This is a genomic window from Pseudomonas sp. S12(2018) (assembly GCF_024355235.1).
In the GTDB taxonomy this organism is placed as follows: domain Bacteria; phylum Pseudomonadota; class Gammaproteobacteria; order Pseudomonadales; family Pseudomonadaceae; genus Aquipseudomonas; species Aquipseudomonas palmensis.
Window position 1 is genome coordinate 110579 of record NZ_QLAD01000005.1, and the last position, 23157, is coordinate 133735.

Genomic DNA, 23157 nt, shown 5'->3' on the forward strand with positions numbered 1-23157 from the left:
TCGGAGCACTCGGCCGCAGGCCGGATGGGGAATCTCATGACGCAAGCCAACAACACCGTGTACACCGACCTGAGCGTCGATGAACTGGTAAAAGAAGCGCTGAACCGCGGTGAAGGCGAGCTGGCCGATACGGGCGCGCTGGTCGTGAAAACTGGTCACCGCACCGGTCGTTCGCCGGTCGACCGTTTCATCGTCGACGAGCCGTCCACCTCGTCTGCCATCGCCTGGGGCCCGATCAACCGCAAGTTCCCGGCCGACAAGTTCGATGCCCTGTGGGACCGCGTCGAGGCGTTCAACAACGCCCAGGATCATTTCGTTTCCCACGTGCACGTAGGTGCGGCTGCCGAGCACTACCTGCCGGTACGCATGACCACCCAGACTGCCTGGCAGAACCTGTTCGGCCGTTGCCTGTTCATCAATCCGGCGCAGTACAACCCGGCCGGTCGTGATGAGTGGCAAGTGCTCAATGTCGCCAACTTCGAATGCGTGCCCGAGCGTGACGGCACCAACTCCGACGGTTGCGTGATCCTCAACTTCGCCCAGAAGAAGGTACTGATCGCTGGCATGCGTTACGCCGGCGAGATGAAGAAAGCCATGTTCTCGGTGCAGAACTTCCTGCTGCCGGCTGCCGACGTGCTGCCGATGCACTGCGCCGCCAACATCGGCGAAGCAGGCGACGTGACCCTGTTCTTCGGCCTGTCGGGCACTGGCAAGACCACCCTGTCGGCTGACGAAAGCCGTTACCTGATCGGTGACGACGAGCACGGCTGGGGCGAGGGCGTGGTGTTCAACATCGAAGGCGGTTGCTATGCCAAGTGCATCGACCTGTCGGAGAAGAACGAGCCGGTCATCTGGAAAGCCATCAAGCATGGTGCCGTGCTGGAAAACGTCGTCATCGACGACGCCAAGCACGCTGACTACTCCGATGTCAGCCTGACCCAGAACAGCCGTGCGGCCTACCCGCTCGAGCACGTTGCCAAGCGTTCCGAGAAGAACCTGGGTGGCGAGCCCAACGCAGTGATCTTCCTGACCTGCGACCTGACCGGCGTACTGCCACCAGTATCGATCCTCAGCGAAGAGCAGGCGGCCTACCACTTCCTGTCCGGTTACACCGCGCTGGTGGGCTCCACCGAAATGGGTTCGGGCAGCGGCATCAAGTCGACCTTCTCCACCTGCTTCGGCGCGCCGTTCTTCCCGCGTCCGGCTGGCGAATACGCTGAACTGCTGATCAAGCGTATCCGTGGTTTCGGTTCCAAGGTGTACCTGGTCAACACCGGCTGGACCGGTGGTGGCTACGGCGTGGGCAAGCGCTTCAACATCCCGACCACCCGTGCGGTGATCGCGGCCATCCAGAGCGGCGCACTGGTCGGTGCTGAAACCGAGCACCTGGACATCATCAACCTGGACGTGCCGAAACTGGTACCGGGTGTTGAAACCGTACTGCTCAACCCGCGCAACACCTGGGCTGACAGCGCTGCCTACGACGAAGCGGCCAAGGGCCTGGCTTCGCTGTTCATCGAGAACTTCAAGAAGTTCGACGTTTCCGACGCCATCAAGGCAGCGGGCCCGCAACTGTAAGTTGCTGCTCGCCAGCTGAGAAAAAGCCGCCCGAATGGGCGGCTTTTTCGTTTGGGCTGTGATTCAGGCCAATGCGGCCAGAACATGTTCCGGGTCATTGTGAATCGCACGCAGCAGTGCCCGTGCTGGCCCTTCTGGAGCACGGCGTCCTTGCTCCCAATTGCGCAACGTACCCAGCGGTACATCGATACACTGCGCAAATTTTTCCTGGGTAAGCCCGGTTGCCTCGCGTATGGCCCTGACCCGCATGGCGTCTACCTGGAACTCGCGTGAAGGTTTGCGCTCCCCACGATCGATTTCAGCCATCTCGGTCATGCTGTCAACGAGACGGCCGAAAAGATTCCTGTCCATCATTTCCACCCTTGGTTGAGGCTTCGAAGTACGGCTTTCTGTTTTTTAGTCAATGTGTCGTGGATGCCTTTGCGGTAGATAAGCAGCAAACGGATCTGGCTGGCTGACACGGCGTAGTAATAGATCACTCGAACCCCGCCGCTTTTTCCTTTGCCTTTTGCTGCCCATCGAGTTTTTCGCAGCCCGCCGGTATCTTCGATCAGGTCACCTGCTTCAGGGTGCTCGGCAAGATATACCTGAAGCGACAGGTACTCGTGATCGTCGAGATGGCTTGAAACGTCGCTGGTAAATACGCTTGTTTCGATGAAGAGCATGCCAACCTTTGTACGCCATTGGCGTAGTTAGAGTCTATGCCTTGCGCAGTAGCGGCGCAACCGCATGGATGTTTCGAGTAGGCGCCCATGCTATTCAGCCCTGTTACGGTTTACTGTCACCGTGCTTCTGAATTCGTTGTGGGATGCTTCCCGCCCCCTTCACTGCATACAGGTCATTCATGTCTGCCACACCCGAACGCCACCACTACCCCCACGTCCACCCCCTGCCGACCCGCTGGCAGGACAACGACGTCAACGGCCACATCGCCAGCGCCACGGTCCACGCCTTCTTCGACAGCGCCGTGCAGGCCTACCTGATCGAGCATGCCGGGCTCGACCCGCAGGACGGCGAGGTGGTGGGGTTCGTGGTCAGTTCGGGGTGCGACTTCTTCGCCTCGGCCGCCTTCCCCGAATGCCTGGAAGTCGGCCTGCGCGCGGTGCGGGTGGCCGGGAGTTCGGTGGAGTACCAACTGGCCCTGTTCAAGGTCGGTGAAGCTCAGCCCTGCGCCGCCGGGCGCATGGTGCAGGTGTTCGTCGAGCGTGCCACCGGCCAGCCCGCCAGCTTGCCGACGGCCCTGCAAGGCGCCCTGGTAGCCCTGCAAGGCTGAAACCCGGCGCGGTCAGTCGTTGATGCGGATGATGCCTTCGCGCACCGCAAACAGCACCAGGCCCGGTATGTCGTGTATCTGCAGGCGGTGCATGATCTGCGAGCGGTGCGCCTCCACCGTCTTCACGCTCAGGCCCAGGCCATCGGCAATCGAGCGGGTCGACTCGCCTCGTGCAATCAGGCGCAGGATCTCCAGCTGGCGGGTGGTCAGTTGCATGGTGCTGCTGCCGGCATGGCGCTTGCGGCTGTGCTTGACCGCCTGCCCGATCACCAGCGGCAACACCGCCGACGACAGGTACTGGCCGCCGTTCTTCAACGCCTGCAACGCCAGCTCCAGTTCCAGCACGGTGGCAGTCTTGAGCAGAAAGCCGTGGGCACCCTGCTGCAGGCACTTCATCACGAACTCCAGCTCCGAACGCGCCGACAGCATCAGCACCATGCTTGCCGGCACGCGCAGGCACAGCTCGCGCAGGATCTCTTCGCTCTCCAGTGCATCCAGCGCCATGTCCAGCATGATGATGTCGGGCTTGAGCTGTTCGGCGAGCTCGACGGCGCTCACGCCGTCACCGGTTTCACCCACCACTGCGTAATCTTGTTTTTGTTCGAGCAGCGCGCGCAGCCCCGCTCTGAACAGGGGCGACTCGTCTGCAAGGAGTATTCGGCAAAGCATAGGTAGGCCTGTGTCGCAAGGTAAGGGGCGGTGTATGGCTCAGCTGGCACGTGGGTTGTCGCTGAACTGGGCGATCAGCGCCGGCAACCGTGTCAGCGGTTCCACCGCCTGGGCCGCACCCAGCCGTATGGCTTCCTTGGGCATGCCGAACACGATGCAACTGGCCTCGTCCTGTGCCACGGTGGCGGCGCCTTGCTCACGCATGCTCAGCAGGCCTCGGGCACCGTCATCGCCCATCCCGGTCATGATGATGCCAAGGGCATTGCCCCCGGCATGCCGGGCGGCGGAGCGAAACAGGACATCGACCGAGGGTTTGTGCCGATTGACGGCGGGACCGTCGAGCACCTCCACCAGGTAGTGCGCACCACTGCGTTTGAGCTGCATGTGCAGGCCCCCCGGGGCCAGCAGTGCCAGGCCGCTGTGGACACGGTCCAGATGCCTGGCCTCGCGCACCTCGATCTGACAGAGGCTGTTCAGGCGCCTGGCGAAGTCGGCAGTGAACCTGGCCGGCATGTGCTGCACGATCACGATGCCCGGGCAATCGCGCGGCAGCTGACGCAGGATGAATTCCAGCGCCTGGGTGCCGCCGGTCGAGCAGCCAAGTGTAACGATTCGCTCGGTGGTTTTGCTTGGGGTTGCAGGCAGTGCACTGGTTTTTTCTTTCGCCTGCGACAGAGGTAACAATACCGGGCGGGTGCGGGCTGCTTCCTCGATGCTGCGAATCAGCCCGCTGGCGAGGTTCTCCAGGCTCTGGCGCAGGCCCAGCCGGGCCTTGGTGAACACGCCGACCGCCCCGGCGGCCAGGGCCTGGAGGTTGAGGTCGGTGCCGGCTTCGGTGAGGGTCGAGCAGATGATCGTCGGCGTGGGGCGCTCGGCCATGATCTGGCGCAGAAAGGTCAGGCCGTCCATGCGCGGCATCTCGATGTCCAGCACCAGCACATCGGGCCAGTCACGGCGCATCTTCTCGATGGCATACAGCGGGTCGGCGGCCATGCCGATCACGCGGATGCGCGGGTGGTCGTTCAGGCACTGGTTGAGCACCTGGCGCACCAGCGCCGAGTCGTCGACGATGAACACCCGCACCGGCGCCGTCGCACGCTCGGTCATACGCGCTCGAACACCGAGGGGTGCACCAGCCTGAGCGGCAGCTCGAAGCCGTGGATGCTTTCGGCGTGCCCGATGAACAGCAGCCCGCCGGGGCGCAGCTGGTTGACCAGGCGCTGCACGATCAGCTGTTTCTGCGGGGTGTCGAAGTAGATCAGGATGTTGCGCAGGAATATCACGTCGAACGGCCCCAGGCCCTCGGGCAGCGGCTGCACCAGGTTGATCTCGCGCAGGCTCACCCGCGCTCGCAGGTGCGCCTGCACGCGCAGGCGCCCGTGCATGTCGCCGACCCCGCACAGGCAGTGGCGCTGCATCCAGCCATCGGGAAAGTAGCGCGCCTGGGCGATGTCGTAGATGCCTTGCTCGGCCAGCGTCAGCATGCTCTGGCTGAGGTCGCTGGCCAGGATCGACCAGTCGCTGCCGGTAGCGTGCTCGGCCACGGTCATGGCCAGGCTGTAGGGCTCCTCGCCCGACGAGCAGGCCGCGCTCCACAGCCGCAGCGGCCCCTTGCGCCGGCCCAGCCACTGGCCAAGGAATTCGAAGTGCGGGAACTCGCGAAAGAAGTAGGTCTCGTTGGTGGTCAGCAGGTCGATCACCAGGCGCCGCTCGCGGCTGTGGGTCGGGCGCTCGATCAGGTGCAGGTAGTCGCGGTAGTTGTCCAGGTGGTAGTGACGCAGGCGTTTCATCAGGCGCCCGGCCACCAGCGAGCGCTTGTTGCTGGCCAGGTGGATGCCCGAGGCGCTGCTCATCAGCGTCTGCAGGCGGCTGAACTCCTGTTCGCCCAGCACCGGCAGTTTGAAGGTCGAGGGCATTCAGGAGCCCTTCGCGGCCTGGCTGAGGTAGCGGATATCTTCCAGCGACAGCACCTGGGGCATGTTCAGGATGATCAAAAAGCCCTGCTCCTGCTGGGCCATGCCGGCAATGAAGTCGGCACGGATGCCGGTGCCGAACGGTGGCGCCGGCACCACCCCGTGCGGGTCGATGTCGAGTACCGCGTCCACCGCATCCACAACCAGGCCGATGCGCTGCACACCGTCCTCGAGGGGCAGGGCGATGATCACGATGCAGGTGCGCTTGCCGGCCTCGGTCAGTTCCATGCCGAAGCGTGCTGCCAGGTCCAGTACCGGCACCACGTTGCCGCGCAGGTTGAGCACGCCGTGAATGTAGGCGGGCATCATCGGCACGCGGGTGATCTCGGCGTACTCGATGATCTCGCGCACCAGTTCGATGGGCAGTGCATAGCCGGCCTCGCGCACGCGAAAGGTCAGGTGCTGGACACTGGTGGGCAGGTGCGGCGCGGGCGCCGCAGACTCTAGGGTGTGCATGGGGACGCCTCGGTCAAGTGAAGCTGACGAACTGGCCTTCATCGATCAGCGCCTTGTGGGTGGGCTTGTAGGCGCCGACTTGCGGTTCGCCCACCCGGGGCAGGGCACGCGCAGTGCTGCCGGCCTCGAAGCGGAAGAAGCCGATCAGCTCCTGCAACTGGCCGGCCTGGGCGTTCATCTCTTCGGCGGTGGCGGCCAGCTCTTCGGAAGCCGAGGCGTTCTGCTGGGTGATCTGGTTCATCTGGCCCATGGCGATGTTGATCTGCCCGGCGGCGCTGCTCTGCTCCTGCGAGGCGGCGGTGATTTCCTGCACCAGGTCCGAGGTCTTCTGGATGTTGGGCACGATCTCGCTGAGCAGGCTGCCGGCCTGTTCGGCCAGTTGCACGCTGCTGGAGGCCACCTGGCCGATTTCCTGCGCTGCCACCTGGCTGCGTTCGGCCAGCTTGCGCACCTCGGCGGCCACCACGGCAAAGCCCTTGCCGTGATCGCCGGCACGGGCGGCCTCGATGGCGGCGTTGAGCGCCAGCAGGTTGGTCTGGTAGGCAATGTCGTCGATGATGCCGATCTTCTCGGCGATCTGCTTCATCGCCAGCACCGTGTCGCCCACTGCGCCGCCGCCCTGCACCGCGTCGTTGGCCGCCTTGCCGGCGATGCCGTCGGTGACCTTGGCGCTTTCGGTGTTCTGCGCGATCGAGGCCGACATCTGCTCGACCGAAGCGCTGGTCTGCTCGACGCTGGCGGCTTGCTCGTTGGCCGCCTGGCTCAGCGATTGCGAGGTCGAACTGACCTGTTCGGAGGCCGACGACAGCGCATCGGCGGCGCTGCGCACATCGCCCAGGATGCTGCGCAGGCGCAGGGTCATGTTCTGCATCGAGCCCAGCAACTGCCCGGTCTCGTCCTTGTGGGTCACTACCAGGTCCTGGCTCAGATCGCCTGCGGCCATGCGGTCGGCGGCCTGCACTGCGCCTGCCAGCGGCCGGGTGATGCTGCGGGTGACCAGCACGCCGATCAGCATGCCGATCAGGGTTGCGGCGGCGACCAGGGCGATCATCTGCACCCGCGAGCGTTCGTAGATGACGCTGATCTCGGCGTTCGCCTCGCCGGCGCGCGCCTGCTTGGCAGCGCTGGCCTCACCCAGCAACTGGTCGACCGCGTTGGCCGCCGCGACGTTCTGCGGCATCAGCGCCAGCGCTTCGGAAGCAATCTGCAGGTCGCCCGACTGCTGGTGCACCCCCAGCAACTGGTTGGCCACGCTGATGTAGGCCTGCAGCGGCGCGTCGATTCTTTCCACCTGGGCGCGGCCTTCCTTGGTGATGAAGTGCTCGCGCGCCTTGATCAGCAGTTCGCGGGTCTTTTCCATCGCCGCGCGGGCGGTGGCGGCCGACTGGTCGCGCTCCTGGGCGGTGGTGGAGAGCAGGCTCTGGCGCACGGCGCGGTTGGCCATCAGCAGCTGGATGTTGGCTTGCTGCAAGGAGCTCAGGCCGGCCACGTCCAGCTCGTACATGCGGTCCGACAGGCCGTTGACCTGCTCCAGGTTGCGCAGGCCGATGACGCCGATGAGCGCGGTCAGCGCCACCACCAGCAGAAAGCCCAGGGTCAGGCGCACGCCTATCTTCATATTGCTGATCAACTGCATGTCTATTCTCCGGAAGGGCTTGGCAACAGGTGCGGCGTCTCGCCTTCGGCGCGTTGCTGCGACTGGCGGAACAGGCTGGGGATATCGAGTATCAGCGCCACCTGGCCAGAGCCGAGGATGGTCGAGCCGCTGATGCCACTGAGGTGTTGGAACAGTTGCCCCAAGGGCTTGATCACGGTCTGCAGTTCGCCGTGCAATTGGTCGACGATCAGCCCGGCATGCTGCCGGCCCTGGCTGACCACCACGATGTTGCGGCGCACGCAGGCGCTGCGCGGCAGGCCGAAATGCGGTTGCAGGTCGATGCACGGCAGCGGCCGCCCGCGCAGGTTCAGGTGGCCCTGCTCGGCCTGGTTGGCGGGGGCCTCCATGCATTCGGTGACCATGTCCAGCGGGATCACGAAGTGCTCCTCGCCCACGCTCACCAGAAACCCGTCGATGATCGCCAGGGTCAGCGGCAGGCGGATGCGGAAGGTGCAGCCATGGCCGGCCCTGGAGTCGATCTCGATGACCCCGCGCAACTGGTCGATGGCGCTGCGCACCACGTCCATGCCCACCCCGCGTCCGGACAGGTTGGACACCTGCTCGGCGGTGGAAAAACCCGCTTCGAAGATCAGCAGGTGGATGTCCTGTTCGCTCATCGGCGAATCGCTGTCGAGCATGCCGCGGGCGATGGCCTTCTCGCGGATCTTCGCGGTGTTCAGGCCGCGCCCGTCATCCTGGATCTCGAGCACGATCATGCCCGAGTCGTGGTAGGCGTTCAGGCGCAGCTGACCCTGCTCGGGCTTGCCGGCGGCGCGGCGCTCGGCAGGGGCCTCGATGCCGTGGTCGATGGCGTTGCGCACCAGGTGCACCAGCGGGTCGGCGATGCGGTCGATCAGGGTCTTGTCCAGCTCGGTGTCGCCGCCGCTGATGGTCAGCGCAATCTGCTTGTCCAGCGCCTGACTCACATCGCGCACCACGCGGTGGAAGCGGTTGAAGGTCTCGCCCACTTCGACCATGCGCAGTTTCAGCGCCCGCTCGCGGATCTGCTCCACATGCTGCTGCACCGCCTGCACGCTTTCGATGCAGGCGGCGTGGGCACTGCGCAGGGCCTGCATCTGGGCGCCGGCGGTGGCGATGACCAGCTCGCCGACCAGGTTGATCAGCTCGTCGAGCTTTTGCGCAGCCACCTTGACCTGGCTGCTGGAGGCAGTGCGCGGCTCGCCAGCGGGCATCGATGGCAAGGGTGTGGCGGTTGCAGGCGCCAACGTTTGCGCCGGTGCGCGGGGTTTGGCCGGCAAGGCGGTATCGGTCGGCTCCTGGGCCTGCAGGCGCAGGGTGCAGAAGTCCTGCACCAGGGCGAACACGTCTTCGAGCTGCTCGCGGCTGGCGTCGCTGTGCAGGCTCACTTCGAAGCCCAGGTAGCAGGCCTCCGGGTCGAGGCTGTCGAGCTCCGGCACGGCCCAGGTGAGGGTCTGCAGGCTGAGGATGTCGCCCAGCCGCGCCAGGTAGCGGATGAACGCCGCCGGGTCGAAGCCGTTGCTCAGCAGCTCGCTGGCAAAGCGGATCGACAGGTGCCAGGTACGCAAGCGGGGCGCACCGGGCGGGGCTGCCAGCGGGTTGTCCACAGACGCGGGCAGCTCGCCCTGATGCGCCTGCAATGCCGCCAGCAGGGCGGCCTGGTGCGGCGTGTGTGCTGGCATGCTGACCTGCTGCGGGTCGATGCTGTCGAGCATCACCCCCAGTTCGTCCATGCACTGCAGCATCAACGAGGTGAGCGGAGCGTCCAGCACCCGCGCACCGTCGCGTACCCCCATCAGCAGGTTTTCCAGCTGGTGCGCCAGCGCCACCAGTGGGTCGAGGGAGAAGATCCCCGCCGAGCCCTTGAGCGTGTGCACGGCGCGAAACAGCGCGTTGATCGCCGCGTCGTCATCGGGGCGGGTTTCCAGGCGCAGCAGGCTGTCTTCGGCTTCCTTGAGCAGGTCGCGGGCCTCTTCGAGAAAGCCCTGCAGCAGCTGGCTCCATTGCTCGGCGTCGAACATGCTCACTCCTCGCACGGCACGGGGCTACCGGCCGGGCACAATGCGGGCAGGCGCAGCAGCTCCAGCAACGCCCGGGCGTTGCCCGGCAGGGCGATCACCTCGGCGTCGTGGCCATTTGCGCAGAGGGTCTTGTGCAGGCTCAGCAGCAGTTGCACGCCGGCACTGTCGAGCTCGTCCAGGCCGCCCAGGTCCAGTTGCCAGGGCACTGGTTGAGCGGGCAACAGGGCCAGCAGCTGCTCGCGTGCGGCGCGCACCTCATAGATGGTCAGGTCGCCGTCCAGGCGTAGCCGTGCGGGGGTGTCGGCGGTGGCTGCGGCGAGTGTGAACATGCGCGTCAGCCAATCAGCTTTTCGACAGCCGCCAGCAACTGCTGGGGCTGGAACGGCTTGACGATCCAGGCCCGCGCTCCGGCGGCCTGGCCCTCGGCCTTCTTGGCCTGCTCGCTTTCGGTGGTGAGCATCATGATCGGGGTGAAGCGGTATTCGTTGCGCGCCTTGAGCGCCTTGACCAGGCCGATGCCGTCCAGGTTGGGCATGTTCACGTCGCTGATCACCAGGTTGATCTTCTGCCCGGTGAGCTTGTTCAGCGCGTCGCGCCCGTCACAGGCTTCGATGACCTGGTGGCCGGCGCTGGCCAGGCTGATTTTCACGAGTTGGCGCATCGAGGCGGAGTCGTCCACGATCAGGATGGTCTTGGCCATGTTCAGGGCTTCCGGAGTTAGAAAAAGGTCACGTCGCTGCTGGATGCCGACTGGCTGTGGCCAGCCCGTTCCTCGCTGGTGGTGAAGCGCTGGCGCAATTGCTGCAGCCAGCCTTGCGGGTCGTGCAGGCGCGGGTCGTCGTGCGCCAGGGCATCGAGCAGTTGCAGCAGGTCGGCCTGCAGGTGGTCGAGCATCTGGTCGGCGCGATCCTGGAACTGCAGGCTGACCATGATCGCGTGGATATCTGCCTGGGTGGCGCGGGCATCCTGTTGCAGCGCCCGCGAGGCGCCGTCGAGGGCGTCGAGGTTACCGCCCAGGTCGCTGATCACCTCGTCGAGTACCTGCTCCAGCTCGCGCAGGTTGGCCTGCTCTTCGCTGCCCAGCGCGGTGGCGGCATCGATGCTGGACTGGATCGACTGGTTGATCTCGCCCACCTTGGCGTCCATCGACTGGCCGGTCTCGGCCGACAGGCTGGAGAGCTTGCGCACCTCGTCGGCGACCACCGAGAAGCCGCGGCCGAACTCGCCGGCGCGGGCAGCTTCGATGGCGGCATTGAGCGCCAGCAGGTTGGTCTGGCTGGCAACTTCCTGCACGCGCTTGGCCATCTGCTGGAGCTGGCCGGCGTAGCTGCCCAGATGATTGATGGTGGTCAGAAATTCATGCTGGCGCTGGCTGCTGGCGGCGAAGCTTTCGGTGACCCGGCGCAGGCGCTGGTTGGCCTCGCGCAGGTTCTCGCCCACGCCGCCATTGGCCAGCACGTTGTCGGCGTCGTTGAGGCTGTGTTCCAGGCGTTGGTTGATGGCGCCGAAGCGTTCGAGCAACTGGCTGATGTTGTCGCCCAGCAGGGTTCGGCTCTGTTGGAGGCTGTCGATCCAGCTGGGCGCCACCACCGGCAGCAGGGTGTGCAGTGGCGGCTGTTCGAGCACGATGGGCGCGTCGCTGACCGCAGCCACCTGTGCCACGGGGCGCGGGCGTAGCAAGGTGCTGGCAAGCAGCACCAGCGACAGCCCGGCCAGGCCCAGGGGCAGCAGGTCGAGCAGCAGGCCGCAGGCGCCGAGGGCCGTGCCGATCCATATTCCCAGGTACATCCGCATTCCGTGCGCCCACTGCGTCGCTTAAGGTGGGGCGGATCATAGCGATTGCTATTTGACGTCAAAATCGGGACGCCCCTTAAGCCGACCCATCAGTCACAAAACAGTCGATGCAAACAGGCCCCTGCCGATGTTGATCGGACAGTCAATATAAAAGGCTGGAAAGCTGGCCGGACAACAGGCTCGAAGGTTTTCGCACAGGGGCCGGGGCGGGGAAAGGCTTAGGTGAATGGCTTAAGCCAATGGCGTGATGGCACATGGCTTGATTGCTACGTTTGCGGGTACAACTGCGGCGCTGCCGGCGCGGGGCCGGCAGCGTCGATGGAATTCAGCGGTGACGCCAGCGTTTGTCGTGCTTGCGATGGCCGTAGTGGTGGCCGCGATCGCGGTAGTGGCGGCGGTCATCGTAGCCGCGGCCGCGGTTGTTGTAGCGGCGGTCTTCGTCGTCGCTCTTGTTGCCCATGTAGTTGCCCAGTGCACCGCCCGCACCGCCGCCGGCTGCGGCGCCGATCAGGCTGCCGGTGTTGCCGCCCACGCTGCGGCCCACCACGTTGCCGCCGGCCGCACCCAGTGCGCCACCGATGGCCGCCTCGCCGCGGCTGCGCTTGTCGGCACCTACCGCGCTACCGGCTGCACCGCCCAGGCCGGCGCCGATGGCCGAACCGGTGCTGCCACCGATCGACTGGCCAACCACCGAACCCAATACCCCGCCCAATGCGCCGCCGATACCGGCTTCGGTGGAGCCACCTGCCGAGGCAACGCCACTGAGCAGGCCGAGAGACAACAGCAGAATCGAGGAGTACTTCATAAGGGAGCCTCAAAGGGATGACGAGGCGATCCTGAGGCTCTGCAACACGCGCTGGCAACGCAAATCCGACGATTGGCACGACGTGTATACAATTTTATAAGTTACTGTTTTTACAGTGAAACTTAATGCGTTTTTGCGGGTCTGAGCTTACTTGGGACGAAGGCCCTGGCAGTGATGCCAGGGCCTTTTTCTTGCCTGCAGTTATGCGCTGAACGAACTGCTGGCAAGCCAGCTCCCACAGCGTTCTGCATGCGCCGCAAGACCCTGTGGGAGCCGGCGTTGCCGGCGAAGGGGCCTAGATGATCCTGGCCGTGGCGCTGGCCGCCTCGATCCTGATCGCCACGAACTTCGACGTCGGCGTATGGCTGCCATCGCCCACGCTTTCCAGCGGCACCAGCGGGTTCACCTCGGGGTAGTACGCTGCCGCCTGCCCCGCTGGAATGTCGAATGCCAGCAAGGTGAAGCCCTTGACCCGGCGCTCGCGGCCATCGCCCCACAACGACACGATATCGGCCTTGTCACCGGGGTTGAAACCCAGCCGGATGATATCCGCCTCGTTGGCGAACAGCACGTCGCGCTGCCCCTTGACCCCACGGTAACGGTCATCCAACCCGTAGATGGTGGTGTTGTACTGATCGTGGGAACGCATCGACTGCATGATCAGGTCCGGCACCTGGCCGCTGGCGCGCACGCTCTCGTGCAGCAGGTCGTCGGGCAACGCATTGGCCTTGAAGTTGGCCCGCCCGCTGGGTGTCTTCCACTGGCGCTGGCCGGCGCTGTTGCCCAGGTAGAAGCCACCGGGGTGCTGCAGGCGCTGGTTGAACCCCTCGAACCCTGGAATGGTGTCGGCGATCAGTTCGCGAATGCGCCCATAGTCGGCCACCAGCCAGTGCCAGTCCACCGGTTTGCTGCCCAGGGTGGCGGCAGCGATTCCGGCGATCACCGCCGGCTCCGAGCGCATCTGGCGCGACAGCGGTTTGAGCTGGCCGTTGGAGGCATGCACCATGCTGAACGAGTCTTCCACCGTCACTGCCTGTGGGCCTTCGCCCTGCAGGTCGATATCGGTGCGTCCCAGGCAGGGCAGAATCAGCGCCTGCTGCCCGTGGATCAGGTGGCTGCGGTTGAGCTTGGTGCTGATCTGCACCGTCAGCTCGCAGTTGCGCAGCGCCTGTGCAGTGCGTTCGGTGTCGGGGGTGGCCTGGGCGAAGTTGCCGCCCAGCCCGATGAACACCCGCGCCTTGCCATCGAGCATGGCGCGAATCGCCTCCACCGTGTTGTGGCCGTTGTGGCGCGGCACGGCAAAGCCGAAGCGGCGCTCCAGTGCATCCAGCAGCGCCACCGGCGGGCGTTCGTTGATGCCCATGGTACGGTCGCCCTGCACGTTGCTGTGGCCGCGCACGGGGCATAGCCCGGCCCCTGGCACCCCAAGGTTGCCGCGCAGCAGCATCAGGTTGGCGATTTCCTGGATGGTCGGCACCGAGTGACGGTGCTGGGTGATGCCCATGGCCCAGCACATGATGACTTTTTCGGCCCGCGCATACATGCGTGCGGCCTGCTCGATATCGGCCAGGCCCAGGCCCGACTGCTGCACGATCTGCTCCCAGCTGCTGGCCTCGACCACTTCAAGATAGGCCTCCACGGCCGCGGTGTGTTCGGCGATGAAGGCATGGTCGAACACCGCTGGCGCACCTGTTGCCTGCGCCTCGCGCTCCCACTGCAGGAGGAACTTGGCCATGCCGCGCAGCAGCGCCATGTCGCCGCCCAGGGCGGGGCGAAAATAGGCGGTGTTGGTCGGACGATCACCGTTGGTAAGCATCTCCAGCGGGTGCTGCGGGTGCTGGAAGCGCTCCAGGCCGCGCTCCTTGAGTGGGTTCACGCACACCACCTGGGCACCGCGCTTGACCGCCTCGCGCAGCGGTTCAAGCATGCGCGGGTGGTTGGTGCCGGGGTTCTGGCCCCACACGAAGATCGCGTCGGCGTGCTCGAAATCGTCGAAGGTCACCGTACCCTTGCCTACCCCGACGCTCTGGCCCAGGGCCACGCCGCTGGCCTCGTGGCACATGTTCGAGCAGTCCGGGAAGTTGTTGGTGCCGTAGGCGCGCACGAACAGCTGGTACAGGTAGGCCGCCTCGTTGCTGGCCCGGCCCGAGGTATAGAACTCCGCCTGGTCGGGGCTGGTCAGGCCGTTGAGGTGGCGCGCGATCAGGGCGAAGGCGTTGTCCCAGCTGATCGGCTGGTAACGGTCGTTGGAGGGGTTGTACACCATCGGCTCGGTGAGCCGCCCCTGGTACTCCAGCCAGTAGTCGCTCTGGCCCAGCAGCGAGGTGACGCTGTGGCGGGCGAAGAAGGCCGCATCGACCCGGCGCTTGGTGGCCTCCCAGTTGACCGCCTTGGCGCCGTTCTCGCAGAACTTGACCATGCCGCTTTCCGGCGAGTCGCCCCAGGCGCAGCCCGGGCAGTCGAAGCCGCCGTTCTGGTTGGTCTTGAGCAGGGCGCGGATGTTCTTCAGCGCGTTGTCGCTGCCGATCCAGGCTTGCGCCACACTGCGCAGCGCGCCCCAGCCGCCGGCGGCGCCGTGGTAGGGCTTGTAGCGGGGGACCGGCTTCTGGTCGGCTTGATGATGCAGGCTCACGGGCGACTCTCCTGCGCCGGGCTGTAGACCCTTGGCGCACTGTGGTGCGGCAGGTGGATAAGGTTGAGCTGGTGGCGGCGCGCCCATTGCAGCGCCAGGCCGGTGGGCGCAGACAGGCTCACCAGGGTCTGGATGCCGGCGCGCAGCACCTTCTGGATCAGCTCCAGGCTGCAGCGGCTGGTGACTACCGCCAGGCCGCCGTCGAGGGCGATGTGCTGACGCACCAGGGCGCCGATCAGCTTGTCCAGGGCGTTGTGCCGGCCGATGTCTTCGCGGCCCAGCGCCAGTTCGCCCTGATCGTTCATGAACAGTGCCGCGTGCACCGCGCCGCAGTGCTGGCCCAGTGGCTGGAAGGCGCTGATGCGCTGGCGCAGGCCGTCCAGCCAGTGCGGCGGCGGCAGGGGCGCGCCGGGCAGCACCTGCAGATCGGGCAGCGCCTGCTCCACCGCCTCGACGCCACACAGGCCGCAGCCGCTGGTGCCGGCCAGTTGGCGGCGCTGGTTCTTGAGGTTCCAGAAGGCGCGGCTGGCTATCTGCACCTCGGCATGGATGGCCGAGCCGCTGGCCGTGAAGCTCACGTCATAGATGTCGTCGGGGGAGGCGATGATGCCGCTGCCGATGCTGAAACCGACGATGAAGTCGTGCAGATCGGTAGGGCTCACCAGCATCACCGCCTGGCTGATGCCGTTGTAGGCGATCGCCAGGGCCACCTCTTCGGCGAGGTCGGCGCCACCCTGGCTGTTGTCGTCAAGCTGGCGGTAGTCGTAGCGGTTGCTGGCAGCGGGCGCGGCCAGGGGCGTGGACGCCCCGCAGGCCGGGGGTTTGATGGTCATCGGCAGGTACCGGCAGGCAGGTCAGCCTTAAGCCTAGGCCTGCACTCGGGTATCGTCTAATCGCTACTGCCGATGCATTGATAGAGCGCGTCGATCACGCCGGGTCGAGCGACAGGCGGTACTCGGCGATGCAGGCCTCGGCCAGGGCCGAGCGCGGCGCGCTGCGGCGCATGATCAGCCCCAGGGGCGCCAGCGTGGTGGCCTGGTCTATCGGTTGCAGGCGCAGTTGCCCGGTGAGTGCTTCGAGCCCGGCGTTCAGCGGCATCACCGCGCAGCACAGGCCACCCTCCACCGCTTGCACCAGCTGATGAACGGCGTCGGTCTGCAACAGCAACTGCGGGGCCAGGCCGCGGGTATGGAAGGCGTGGTCGATGGACTGGCGAAAGTGCATGCCGGCGGTCAGCAGGCCCAGCGGCAGCTCGGCCACGGCCTCCCAGCTCAACGGCTGTTCGGCGAATGCGAAGTGACGTGGGTCGAACAGCAGGCCCATGCGTGTGTCGCCCAGGGGCAGGGCCTCGAAGCGCTCGCTGTCGAGACGCTCCAGGTACGACACGCCCAGGTCCAGGCGGTTGCTCGCCAGCTGGTCGAGAATCTGTTCGGAGCTCAACGCGCTCAGCTCGAAACGCAGCTCGGGGTGCTGGCGGTGCAGGCGCTGCAGTAGCGGCAGCGGGTCGAAGCTCGACAGCGGCACCACCCCCAGGCGCAACGTGCCGGCCAGGTGCCCGCGACAGGCGGCGGCCTCGGCGTACAGGCCGTCGTAGGCCGAGAGTACCGAGCGCGCCCAGGCCAGCACGCGCTCGCCCTGGGCGGTGAAGCCCTCGAAACGCTGGCCGCGGTTGACCAGCGGCAGGCCCAGTTCGCGCTCCAGGTTGCGCAGGCGCATCGACAGCGTGGGCTGGGTCACGTGGCAGCGCGCGGCGGCCTGGCCGAAGTGGCGGGTTTCATCCAGGGCGATGAGGAATTTGAGTTGTTTGATATCCATCGTCGTTCCGGGGCATTGGCAGGCGAAGCATTCTATCTTGTCCTAGACTGCCTGCTCCGGTCATTGATACCTAAGGAGCACAGGATGAGCATTTTTAGTTTCGTGAAAGAAGCGGGTGAAAAACTGATCGACCTGCTCACCCCCGGCAACGCCAAGGCTGACGACCAGTTGAAGGAGCACGTGCAGAAGGTCGGCCTGGGCAACCCGAACATCCAGACCACCGTCGACGGCGACAAGGTCACGGTCAAGGGCGAGGTAGGCAGCCAGGAAGAGAAGGAGAAGATCCTGCTGGCGCTGGGCAACATTGCCGGCGTGGCGTCGGTGGACGACCAGCTCACCGTGACCGGCCCGGTCGTGGCGGCGGCGCGTTTCGTGGTGGTGAAGAAGGGCGACACGCTGAGTGCGATTTCGTTGGCGGTGTATGGCAATGCCAACCAGTACAACAAGATCTTCGAGGCCAACAAGCCGTTGCTGAGCCATCCCGACAAGATCTACCCGGGGCAGACGCTGCGTATTCCGGAGTAAGGCTCCAGCTTGGTGGTGCGGTCTTCGCCGGCAACGCCGGCTCCTACAGGTAAGATGCCTTGTGTAGGAGCCGGCGAAGCGGCCTACAGCCCCTGCAACAAGTCCCGATAATCTTCCTGCGCCGCAAACTCCGCCGTATCCCGCGGCCCCTTGCGGCTGTCCGGCTGGCGCACTGCCAGCAGGTGCGCCACGCCAAAGTCGCGCGCGCTGCGCAGTATCGCCAGGGTGTCGTCGATGAACAGGCTGCGTGCCGGGTCGAACCCGGTATCCGCGTGCAATGCGCTCCAGAATTGCTGGTCTTCCTTGGGGAAGCCATAGTCATGGGAGCTGATCAGCCGCTCGAAATAGGGCGCCAGCGCCACCCGCTCCAGCTTCAACGACAACGAATCGCGATGGGCATTGGTGATCAGGATCACCCGCTTGCCGGCCTGGCGGATCGCCTGCAGAAAGGTGTCGGCGTCCGGGCGCAGTGCGATCAGGTCGGCCGTTTCCAGTTTCAGCTCGCGAACCGGCAGCTTCAGCTCGGCACTCCAGAAATCCAGGCAGTACCAGTTCAGCGAGCCGGCGTGGCGTTCGAACAGTGGCTGCATTTCCAGCTCGGCCATCGCACGGCTGATGCCATGCAGCTCGGCGTAGCGCTGGGGCAGGTGCTCCAACCAGAAGTGGTTGTCGTAGTGCAGGTCCAGCAGGGTGCCGTCCATATCCAGCAATACGGTATCGATGTCGTGCCAGGCCAGGGAGGGCATGTGAAATATTCTCGTTCGATCCAGACTCGGTGGACGGTATAGTACCCCGTTACCGCCAAGGAGCCGCCCCCTCATGCGCCAGAAACCCACTGTCCTCAGCCGCGAAATTGTTGCAAGCAGCCGCCTGTTCCGTGTCGAAGCGGTCGAGCTGCGCTTCAGCAACGGCACCGAACGTACCTATGAACGCCTGGTCGGGCGCGGTAACGGCTATGGCGCGGTGATGATCGTGGCGATGCTCGATGCCGAGCACGCGGTGCTGGTGGAGGAATACTGCGGCGGCACCGACGAGTACGAGCTGTCGCTGCCCAAGGGCCTGATCGAGCCCGGTGAAGACGTGCTGGCGGCGGCCAACCGTGAACTCAAGGAAGAAGCCGGCTTCGGCGCCCGGCAGCTGGAACACCTGACCGAGCTGTCGCTGTCGCCCGGCTACATGAGCCAGAAGATCCAGGTGGTGCTGGCCACCGACCTGTTCGAAGAGCGCCTGGAGGGCGACGAGCCCGAGCCGATGCGTGTCGACAAGGTCAACCTGCGCGAGCTCTCGGCCCTGGCCCAGCATCCGCAGTTCTCCGAAGGGCGGGCGCTGGCGGCGCTGTACCTGGTGCGTGACCTGCTGACCCAGCGCGGCGTGTTCGGCGCATGAACGACCGCGAACTGATGCAGCAGGTGGTGCAGCTGACCCGGCAGGCGGGCGCTGCCATCCTGCCCTTCTGGCGTGCGGACGTGGCTGTGCAGACCAAGCTCGATGCCTCGCCGGTGACCGCAGCCGATATCGCCGCCCACGACGTGATCGCCGCCGGCCTGCAGCGGCTGGCGCCACACATTCCGGTGCTGTCCGAGGAAGACTGCGACATCGGCCTGGCCGAGCGCCAACAGTGGCAGCGCTGGTGGCTGGTGGACCCGCTGGACGGCACCAAGGAGTTCATCGCCGGCAGCGAAGAGTTCACCGTCAACATCGCCCTGATCGAACAGGGCCGGGTGGTATTCGGCGTGGTCGGGGTGCCCACCACGGGGCGTTGCTACTACGGTGGCCAGGGCCTGGGCGCCTGGCACGAAGACCCGCACGCGCCGGCAGCGCCGATCAGCGTGCGTGCGGCGCCGCCTGCCGGCACCCCGTTCACCGTGGTCGCCAGCCGCCGCCACAGCAGCCCCGAGCAGGAGCGCTTGCTGGCCGGCCTGAGTGCGGCGGTGGGTGAGCTGGAGCTGACCTCCGTGGGCAGCTCGCTCAAGTTCTGTCTGCTCGCCGAAGGCGCCGCCGACTGCTACCCGCGCCTGGCGCCGACCTCGCAGTGGGACACCGCCGCCGCCCAGGGCGTGCTCGAAGGCGCCGGCGGCGAAGTGCTGGGCCTGGACGGCCAGCCGTTCGCCTACCCATCCCGCGAAAGCCTGCTCAATCCTTTCTTCCTTGCCCTGCCAGCCGCAGCGCCGTGGCGCGCCAGCCTGCTCGCGCTCGCCTCAGCGGTGTAGCACGTACTGCCCGCCGAACTGCACGGCGGGCGTTTCACTGCCTTCGTTGAACACCTGGGTGTGCAGGGTCAGGCGCGCGCGGCCGTAGCGCTGGTAGGTGGCCACGAAGCGCTCCCAGACCTTGGCCTCGGGCGCCGCGCACACCGCCACGCCGGCGCCGGTGACCGGCAGCGGGTAGCTGATCTGGCCTTCCTGGATGACGATATGCCCGTCGCCGATGCCCGCCTCGCGCAGGCGCAGGTGCAGCCAGCCCCAGCCTGCCAGCACGGCCGCGCAATACAGGCTGCCGCCGAACATGGTGCTCTTGTGGTTAACGTTGGCCGCCAGCGGCAATTGCAGGCGCAGCCGCTGGTGCTGCCAGTCGAGCACCTGCAGGCCCATCTCGCGGGTCAGCGGGATGTCGGCGTGCAGCACGTCCTGCAGGTAATGGCTCGGGTTCATCAGCGGTTGTCCTCGGTGTCGTCGGTGCCACTGGCATTGCTGTCGGCAAAGCTCAGGCCGTGTTTGCGCAGCTTGTCGTGCAGGGTCTTGCGCGGCACGCCGAGGGCTTCGGCCAGGCTGCGCATCGAGCTGTGCGGTCGGGTCAGTTCGGCGGCGATCAGCGAGCGTTCGAACTGCTCGACCTGGTCGCTGAGGTTGCCGCTGCCCGGCGCTGCCTGCGCCTGATCGACCGGGCCTGGGCTGTCGCCGTCCAAGGCCAGCTCCAGGCCCAGGGCGAAGCGCTCGGCGGCGTTCTGCAGCTCGCGCACGTTGCCCGGCCACGCATGGCGCAGCAGCGTCGCACGTTGCGCCGGTTGCAGCACGTGGGGGGGCAGGCCGTGGCGTTCGCTGGCGGCGTCGGCAAAGTGCTGGAACAGCATCAGCACATCGTCGCCGCGCTCGCGCAGGGGGGGGATGCGCAGCGGCGCGACGTTTAGGCGGTAATACAGGTCGGCCCGAAAACGCCCCTGGTCGGCGGCCTGGCGCAGGTCTTCCTTGGTGGCGGCGATGATGCGGATATCCAGCGGGATCAGCTGGTTGCCGCCCAGGCGCTCGACCACCCGCTCCTGCAGCAGGCGCAGCAGCTTGACCTGTACATCCAGGCTCATGCTCTCGATTTCATCGAGAAACAGCGTGCCGCCATTGGCGAATTCGAACTTGCCGATGCGCCGCTTCTGCGCCCCGGTAAAGGCCCCGGGCTCGTGGCCGAACAGCTCGCTCTCGACAACCGATTCGGCCAGTGCACCGGCGTTGATCGCCACGAACGGGCCGTCGCGCCGGCTCGACAGGTCGTGCAGCGCGCGCGCCACCACCTCCTTGCCGGCGCCGGTCTCGCCCAGTATCAGCACATCGGCGCGGGTGCCGGCCAGCGCGCCGATCTGCTCGCGCAGTCGGGCCATCGGGGTCGACTGGCCCACCAGGCGCGTGCTCAGTTGCTGGCGATCGCTCAGGGCCAGGCGCAGGCTGCGGTTGTCCAGCACCAGGCGGCGCAGCGCCAGGCCGCGGCGCACGCTGTCGAGCAGGGCGTCGCTGGCGAAGGGCTTTTCGAGAAAGTCGTAGGCCCCGGCGCGCATCGCCTGCACCGCCAGCGGCACGTCGCCGTGGCCGGTGATCAGCAGCACCGGCAGGTCCGGGTCCTGGGCATGCAGTTGTTCGAGCAGTTGCAGGCCGTCGATGCCAGGCATGCGGATATCGCTCACCACCACCCCGGGCCAGTCGCTTTCCAGGCGCGCGGCCAGGCCCTGGGCGTCGCTCAGGGGCAGCACGCGCAGGCCGGCGAGGTCCAGGGTCTGGCTCAGGGCCTGACGCAGGTGCGGGTCGTCATCGACCAGGACGACCTGGGTGCGGCTGTCGATCAGTGTGTCGGTCGTCATGCCGAGGAGTCCTCCGAGGTTTGAAGCGCGGCGCCGGGGGTGGCCACGCGCAGTTGCAGGGTCAGCAGCGCACCGCCTTCCGGGTGGTTGGCCAGCACCAGCTCACCGCCCAGCGCGTTGATCAGCGTATCGCAGATCGCTAGGCCCAGGCCCAGGCCCTGGGTGCGGGTCTTGGTGGTGAAGAACGGCTCGCGTGCGCGCAGCAGGGCCTGGCTGCTGAAGCCCGGGCCGTTGTCGCGAATGGTCAGGTAGACGCTGTCTTCGCGGCGTTCGGCACTTAGCCAGAGCTTGCGCGGGTTGGCCTTTTCGGTCAGTGCGTCGAGGGCGTTGGCCAGCAGGTTGCCCAGTACCTGGCGCAGGCGGGTTTCGCCGGCCTGCACCCACAGAGTGGCCTCGGGCAGGTCGCGCACCAGTTCCACCGCCATCGCCCGGCGCCGCTTGGCCAGCAGGGCCAGGGCGTCGTCGAGTGCCGGCTGCAGCGCCACGCTTTCCGGCGCATGCCGGTCACGCCGGGCGAAGGCGCGCAGGTGGGCGATGATCGAGGCCATGCGCCCGGTCAGTTCGCTGATCAGCTTGAGGTTGCTGCGCGCATCGTCGGTGCGCTGGTGGTCGAGCAGGATCTCGGCGTTCTCGGCGTAGCTGCGGATCGCCGCCAGCGGCTGGTTGAGCTCATGGCTGATGCTTGCCGACATGGTGCCCAGCACCGACAGCTTGCCGGCCTGCACCAGCTCGTCCTGGGCGCGCACCAGTTCCTGCTGGGCCTGCTCGCGCTCAAGCACTTCGGTCTTGAGGCGGCTGTTGAGGCCTTCGAGGGCGGCGGTGCGTTCGGCCACGCGCAGCTCCAGCTCCTGGCGGGCGCGGGCCTCGAAGTCGAGGCGGTCCATGTAGTTGCGCCGGCGCTGCATCACCAGCCCGAGCAGCAGCATCACCACCAGCAGGGTGGCGGCGCCGATGAACAGCACCGTGCTCACCGAGCGGTCGACCAGGGTGCGCGGGGCCAGGATGCTGACCTGCCAGCCGGTCTCGGGGATGGCCTGGGTCTGGGTCAGCCAGGCATCGGGGTTGAGCCTGAGGGGCTTGGGCGTGGTGGTGGGGTAGGGCTGGATCGCCACGATCGCATCGCGCTCGGCCTCGCTGAGCGGGCGCGTGGCGCGAAAGCGCCAGTCGGGGCGCGAGGTGAGGATCACCACGCCGTTGTGGTCGGTCACCAGCAGTTGCTCGGGGGTCTTGCCCCACAGGGTTTCGGTGTGGTCCAGGTCGATCTTGGCCACCAGTACGCCGATCACCTGGTCGCCGTCGCGCACTGCTGCGGCGAAGAAGTAGCCGCGCTTGGCCGAGGTGGTGCCCTGGCCGAAGAAACGCCCCAGCCGGCCCTGCATGGCTTCGCTGAAGTAGGGGCGGAACGAGAAGTTGCGCCCGGCAAAGTTGTCGTGCTTGTTCCAGTTGGAGGCCGCCAGGGTGTTGCCGTTGACGTCCATCAGGTACATCACCTCGGCGCCGGTCTGCGCGCAGATGTCGTCGAGCAGGCGGTTGGCGTTGGTCAGGGTCTCGAGGCGTATCGGGTCGGCCAGCACCGCGCGCAATGCCGGCAGGTCACCGAGGATCTGCGGCAGGGTCTCGTAGCGGTGCAGGGTGCCCAGCAGGTTGGCCACGTACAGGTCCAGGGTCTGGCGGTTCTGGCTGGCCAGTTCCTCCTGGTAGTAGTGCTCGGCCAGGCGTTGCAGCGGCCACAGCAGCGGCGCCAGGCACAGCGCCAGGAGGGCCAGGCTGCGCCAGCGCGGACGGCGGGGGAGGGTCGGGGTCATGGTCATCGCAAACCGGGCTTTGGTGGGGGGCCTGCGTTGCAGCCCATCGCGGGTCAAGCCCGCTCCCACAAGGCCACTGATTATCCCGTGGGAGCGGGCTTGACCCGCGATG

The 23157-nt window shown here is 66.3% G+C and carries 24 protein-coding genes; 5 read left to right on the forward strand and 19 right to left on the reverse strand.

The features are described 5' to 3' along the window. The first annotated feature begins 36 nt into the window (after positions 1-36). Positions 37-1578, forward strand: coding sequence for a phosphoenolpyruvate carboxykinase (locus DN388_RS13440; protein ID WP_043861627.1), 1542 nt, complete (start codon positions 37-39; stop codon positions 1576-1578). Between the two features lie 63 nt (positions 1579-1641). Here the strand turns inward: DN388_RS13440 and DN388_RS13445 are convergent, their stop codons facing one another. Both DN388_RS13445 and DN388_RS13450 read right to left on the reverse strand, forming a co-directional pair. Beyond that, positions 1642-1929 (reverse strand): DNA-binding transcriptional regulator, encoded by a 288-nt coding sequence (locus DN388_RS13445; protein ID WP_043861671.1) that lies wholly within the window; start codon positions 1927-1929, stop codon positions 1642-1644. Then, entirely contained in the window at positions 1929-2243 is a 315-nt protein-coding gene (locus DN388_RS13450) for a hypothetical protein (RefSeq protein ID WP_058541683.1), read from the reverse strand. Before DN388_RS13450 ends, DN388_RS13445 begins: the two co-directional genes overlap by 1 nt. Positions 2244-2422: 179 nt before the next feature. On the opposite strand from DN388_RS13450, the gene DN388_RS13455 reads away from it, so the two are divergent. Next, positions 2423-2851, forward strand: a complete 429-nt coding sequence (locus tag DN388_RS13455) for a thioesterase family protein (RefSeq protein WP_255000352.1) — start codon at positions 2423-2425, stop codon at positions 2849-2851. A gap of 12 nt (positions 2852-2863) precedes the next feature. On the opposite strand, the gene DN388_RS13460 is transcribed toward DN388_RS13455, so the two are convergent. The 13 genes from DN388_RS13460 to DN388_RS13520 form a co-directional block, all read right to left on the reverse strand. Continuing rightward, positions 2864-3520 carry a response regulator transcription factor gene (locus DN388_RS13460; RefSeq protein WP_043861630.1) on the reverse strand — a complete coding sequence of 219 codons (657 nt, stop codon included), beginning with the start codon at positions 3518-3520 and terminating at the stop codon, positions 2864-2866. 39 nt (positions 3521-3559) lie between these two features. Further along, the gene (locus DN388_RS13465) at positions 3560-4627 is read right to left on the reverse strand and encodes a chemotaxis response regulator protein-glutamate methylesterase (protein WP_213606707.1); all 1068 of its coding nucleotides are present in this window, start codon (positions 4625-4627) and stop codon (positions 3560-3562) included. Beyond that, positions 4624-5436, reverse strand: coding sequence for a protein-glutamate O-methyltransferase CheR (locus DN388_RS13470; protein WP_043861632.1), 813 nt, complete (start codon positions 5434-5436; stop codon positions 4624-4626). Before DN388_RS13470 ends, DN388_RS13465 begins: the two co-directional genes overlap by 4 nt. Continuing rightward, positions 5437-5949: a chemotaxis protein CheW gene (locus DN388_RS13475; RefSeq protein WP_043861633.1), complete on the reverse strand. Its 513-nt coding sequence runs from the start codon at positions 5947-5949 to the stop codon at positions 5437-5439. Between the two features lie 13 nt (positions 5950-5962). Then, positions 5963-7585 carry a methyl-accepting chemotaxis protein gene (locus DN388_RS13480; protein ID WP_255000358.1) on the reverse strand — a complete coding sequence of 541 codons (1623 nt, stop codon included), beginning with the start codon at positions 7583-7585 and terminating at the stop codon, positions 5963-5965. A gap of 2 nt (positions 7586-7587) precedes the next feature. Then, on the reverse strand, positions 7588-9606 hold the full coding sequence (locus DN388_RS13485; protein WP_255000360.1) for a chemotaxis protein CheA: 2019 nt from the start codon (positions 9604-9606) through the stop codon (positions 7588-7590). A 2-nt stretch (positions 9607-9608) separates the two neighbouring features. Beyond that, the gene (locus DN388_RS13490) at positions 9609-9935 is read right to left on the reverse strand and encodes a lipid asymmetry maintenance protein MlaB (protein WP_043861636.1); all 327 of its coding nucleotides are present in this window, start codon (positions 9933-9935) and stop codon (positions 9609-9611) included. A gap of 5 nt (positions 9936-9940) precedes the next feature. After that, positions 9941-10306: a response regulator gene (locus DN388_RS13495; RefSeq protein WP_043861637.1), complete on the reverse strand. Its 366-nt coding sequence runs from the start codon at positions 10304-10306 to the stop codon at positions 9941-9943. Positions 10307-10323: 17 nt separating this feature from the next. Beyond that, positions 10324-11394, reverse strand: coding sequence for a methyl-accepting chemotaxis protein (locus tag DN388_RS13500; RefSeq protein ID WP_255000363.1), 1071 nt, complete (start codon positions 11392-11394; stop codon positions 10324-10326). Between the two features lie 331 nt (positions 11395-11725). After that, on the reverse strand, positions 11726-12205 hold the full coding sequence (locus DN388_RS13505) for a glycine zipper domain-containing protein (protein WP_043861639.1): 480 nt from the start codon (positions 12203-12205) through the stop codon (positions 11726-11728). Positions 12206-12500: 295 nt separating this feature from the next. Continuing rightward, positions 12501-14837 (reverse strand): FdhF/YdeP family oxidoreductase, encoded by a 2337-nt coding sequence (locus DN388_RS13510; protein ID WP_054915919.1) that lies wholly within the window; start codon positions 14835-14837, stop codon positions 12501-12503. Then, a complete protein-coding gene (gene fdhD / locus DN388_RS13515; RefSeq protein WP_255000369.1) occupies positions 14834-15670 on the reverse strand; it encodes a formate dehydrogenase accessory sulfurtransferase FdhD in 837 nt (278 codons plus the stop codon). Before fdhD ends, DN388_RS13510 begins: the two co-directional genes overlap by 4 nt. A gap of 94 nt (positions 15671-15764) precedes the next feature. Beyond that, positions 15765-16652 carry a LysR family transcriptional regulator gene (locus tag DN388_RS13520; RefSeq protein WP_255000371.1) on the reverse strand — a complete coding sequence of 296 codons (888 nt, stop codon included), beginning with the start codon at positions 16650-16652 and terminating at the stop codon, positions 15765-15767. An 84-nt stretch (positions 16653-16736) separates the two neighbouring features. On the opposite strand from DN388_RS13520, the gene lysM reads away from it, so the two are divergent. Next, positions 16737-17177: a peptidoglycan-binding protein LysM gene (lysM, locus tag DN388_RS13525; protein WP_058541679.1), complete on the forward strand. Its 441-nt coding sequence runs from the start codon at positions 16737-16739 to the stop codon at positions 17175-17177. Between the two features lie 83 nt (positions 17178-17260). Here the strand turns inward: lysM and yrfG are convergent, their stop codons facing one another. Next, on the reverse strand, positions 17261-17923 hold the full coding sequence (yrfG, locus tag DN388_RS13530) for a GMP/IMP nucleotidase (RefSeq protein ID WP_043861644.1): 663 nt from the start codon (positions 17921-17923) through the stop codon (positions 17261-17263). A 73-nt stretch (positions 17924-17996) separates the two neighbouring features. Here yrfG and nudE point away from each other — a divergent pair, with 73 nt between their 5' ends. Beyond that, on the forward strand, positions 17997-18563 hold the full coding sequence (nudE, locus tag DN388_RS13535; protein WP_043861645.1) for an ADP compounds hydrolase NudE: 567 nt from the start codon (positions 17997-17999) through the stop codon (positions 18561-18563). Next, a complete protein-coding gene (gene cysQ, locus DN388_RS13540; protein WP_229589770.1) occupies positions 18560-19387 on the forward strand; it encodes a 3'(2'),5'-bisphosphate nucleotidase CysQ in 828 nt (275 codons plus the stop codon). The genes nudE and cysQ overlap by 4 nt, the downstream gene beginning before the upstream one ends. Here cysQ and DN388_RS13545 read toward each other — a convergent pair. Genes DN388_RS13545 through DN388_RS13555 form a run of 3 tightly spaced genes read right to left on the reverse strand, consistent with a single transcriptional unit; the run spans position 19376 to position 23051 of the window. Next, positions 19376-19828, reverse strand: a complete 453-nt coding sequence (locus DN388_RS13545) for a YiiD C-terminal domain-containing protein (protein ID WP_043861647.1) — start codon at positions 19826-19828, stop codon at positions 19376-19378. The two genes, cysQ and DN388_RS13545, sit on opposite strands and share 12 nt — an antisense overlap. Then, a complete protein-coding gene (locus DN388_RS13550; protein ID WP_043861648.1) occupies positions 19828-21240 on the reverse strand; it encodes a sigma-54 dependent transcriptional regulator in 1413 nt (470 codons plus the stop codon). The genes DN388_RS13545 and DN388_RS13550 overlap by 1 nt, the downstream gene beginning before the upstream one ends. Next, entirely contained in the window at positions 21237-23051 is a 1815-nt protein-coding gene (locus DN388_RS13555; protein WP_255000378.1) for an ATP-binding protein, read from the reverse strand. The genes DN388_RS13550 and DN388_RS13555 overlap by 4 nt, the downstream gene beginning before the upstream one ends. Between the last annotated feature and the right edge of the window lie 106 nt (positions 23052-23157).

Bases quoted from the DNA above. Each gene is read 5' to 3' on its own strand.
- DN388_RS13475 (WP_043861633.1), bottom strand. From the start codon at position 5,949: ATGCACACCCTAGAGTCTGCGGCGCCCGCGCCGCACCTGCCCACCAGT.
- DN388_RS13480 (WP_255000358.1), bottom strand. From the start codon at position 7,585: ATGCAGTTGATCAGCAATATGAAGATAGGCGTGCGCCTGACCCTGGGC.
- DN388_RS13500 (WP_255000363.1), bottom strand. From the start codon at position 11,394: ATGTACCTGGGAATATGGATCGGCACGGCCCTCGGCGCCTGCGGCCTG.
- DN388_RS13550 (WP_043861648.1), bottom strand. From the start codon at position 21,240: ATGACGACCGACACACTGATCGACAGCCGCACCCAGGTCGTCCTGGTC.
- DN388_RS13470 (WP_043861632.1), bottom strand. From the start codon at position 5,436: ATGCCCTCGACCTTCAAACTGCCGGTGCTGGGCGAACAGGAGTTCAGC.
- DN388_RS13460 (WP_043861630.1), bottom strand. From the start codon at position 3,520: ATGCTTTGCCGAATACTCCTTGCAGACGAGTCGCCCCTGTTCAGAGCG.
- DN388_RS13440 (WP_043861627.1), top strand. From the start codon at position 37: ATGACGCAAGCCAACAACACCGTGTACACCGACCTGAGCGTCGATGAA.
- DN388_RS13555 (WP_255000378.1), bottom strand. From the start codon at position 23,051: ATGACCATGACCCCGACCCTCCCCCGCCGTCCGCGCTGGCGCAGCCTG.
- lysM (WP_058541679.1), top strand. From the start codon at position 16,737: ATGAGCATTTTTAGTTTCGTGAAAGAAGCGGGTGAAAAACTGATCGAC.
- fdhD (WP_255000369.1), bottom strand. From the start codon at position 15,670: ATGACCATCAAACCCCCGGCCTGCGGGGCGTCCACGCCCCTGGCCGCG.
- DN388_RS13450 (WP_058541683.1), bottom strand. From the start codon at position 2,243: ATGCTCTTCATCGAAACAAGCGTATTTACCAGCGACGTTTCAAGCCAT.
- nudE (WP_043861645.1), top strand. From the start codon at position 17,997: ATGCGCCAGAAACCCACTGTCCTCAGCCGCGAAATTGTTGCAAGCAGC.
- yrfG (WP_043861644.1), bottom strand. From the start codon at position 17,923: ATGCCCTCCCTGGCCTGGCACGACATCGATACCGTATTGCTGGATATG.
- DN388_RS13485 (WP_255000360.1), bottom strand. From the start codon at position 9,606: ATGTTCGACGCCGAGCAATGGAGCCAGCTGCTGCAGGGCTTTCTCGAA.
- DN388_RS13465 (WP_213606707.1), bottom strand. From the start codon at position 4,627: ATGACCGAGCGTGCGACGGCGCCGGTGCGGGTGTTCATCGTCGACGAC.
- DN388_RS13545 (WP_043861647.1), bottom strand. From the start codon at position 19,828: ATGAACCCGAGCCATTACCTGCAGGACGTGCTGCACGCCGACATCCCG.
- DN388_RS13495 (WP_043861637.1), bottom strand. From the start codon at position 10,306: ATGGCCAAGACCATCCTGATCGTGGACGACTCCGCCTCGATGCGCCAA.
- DN388_RS13490 (WP_043861636.1), bottom strand. From the start codon at position 9,935: ATGTTCACACTCGCCGCAGCCACCGCCGACACCCCCGCACGGCTACGC.
- DN388_RS13455 (WP_255000352.1), top strand. From the start codon at position 2,423: ATGTCTGCCACACCCGAACGCCACCACTACCCCCACGTCCACCCCCTG.
- cysQ (WP_229589770.1), top strand. From the start codon at position 18,560: ATGAACGACCGCGAACTGATGCAGCAGGTGGTGCAGCTGACCCGGCAG.
- DN388_RS13505 (WP_043861639.1), bottom strand. From the start codon at position 12,205: ATGAAGTACTCCTCGATTCTGCTGTTGTCTCTCGGCCTGCTCAGTGGC.
- DN388_RS13520 (WP_255000371.1), bottom strand. From the start codon at position 16,652: ATGGATATCAAACAACTCAAATTCCTCATCGCCCTGGATGAAACCCGC.
- DN388_RS13445 (WP_043861671.1), bottom strand. From the start codon at position 1,929: ATGGACAGGAATCTTTTCGGCCGTCTCGTTGACAGCATGACCGAGATG.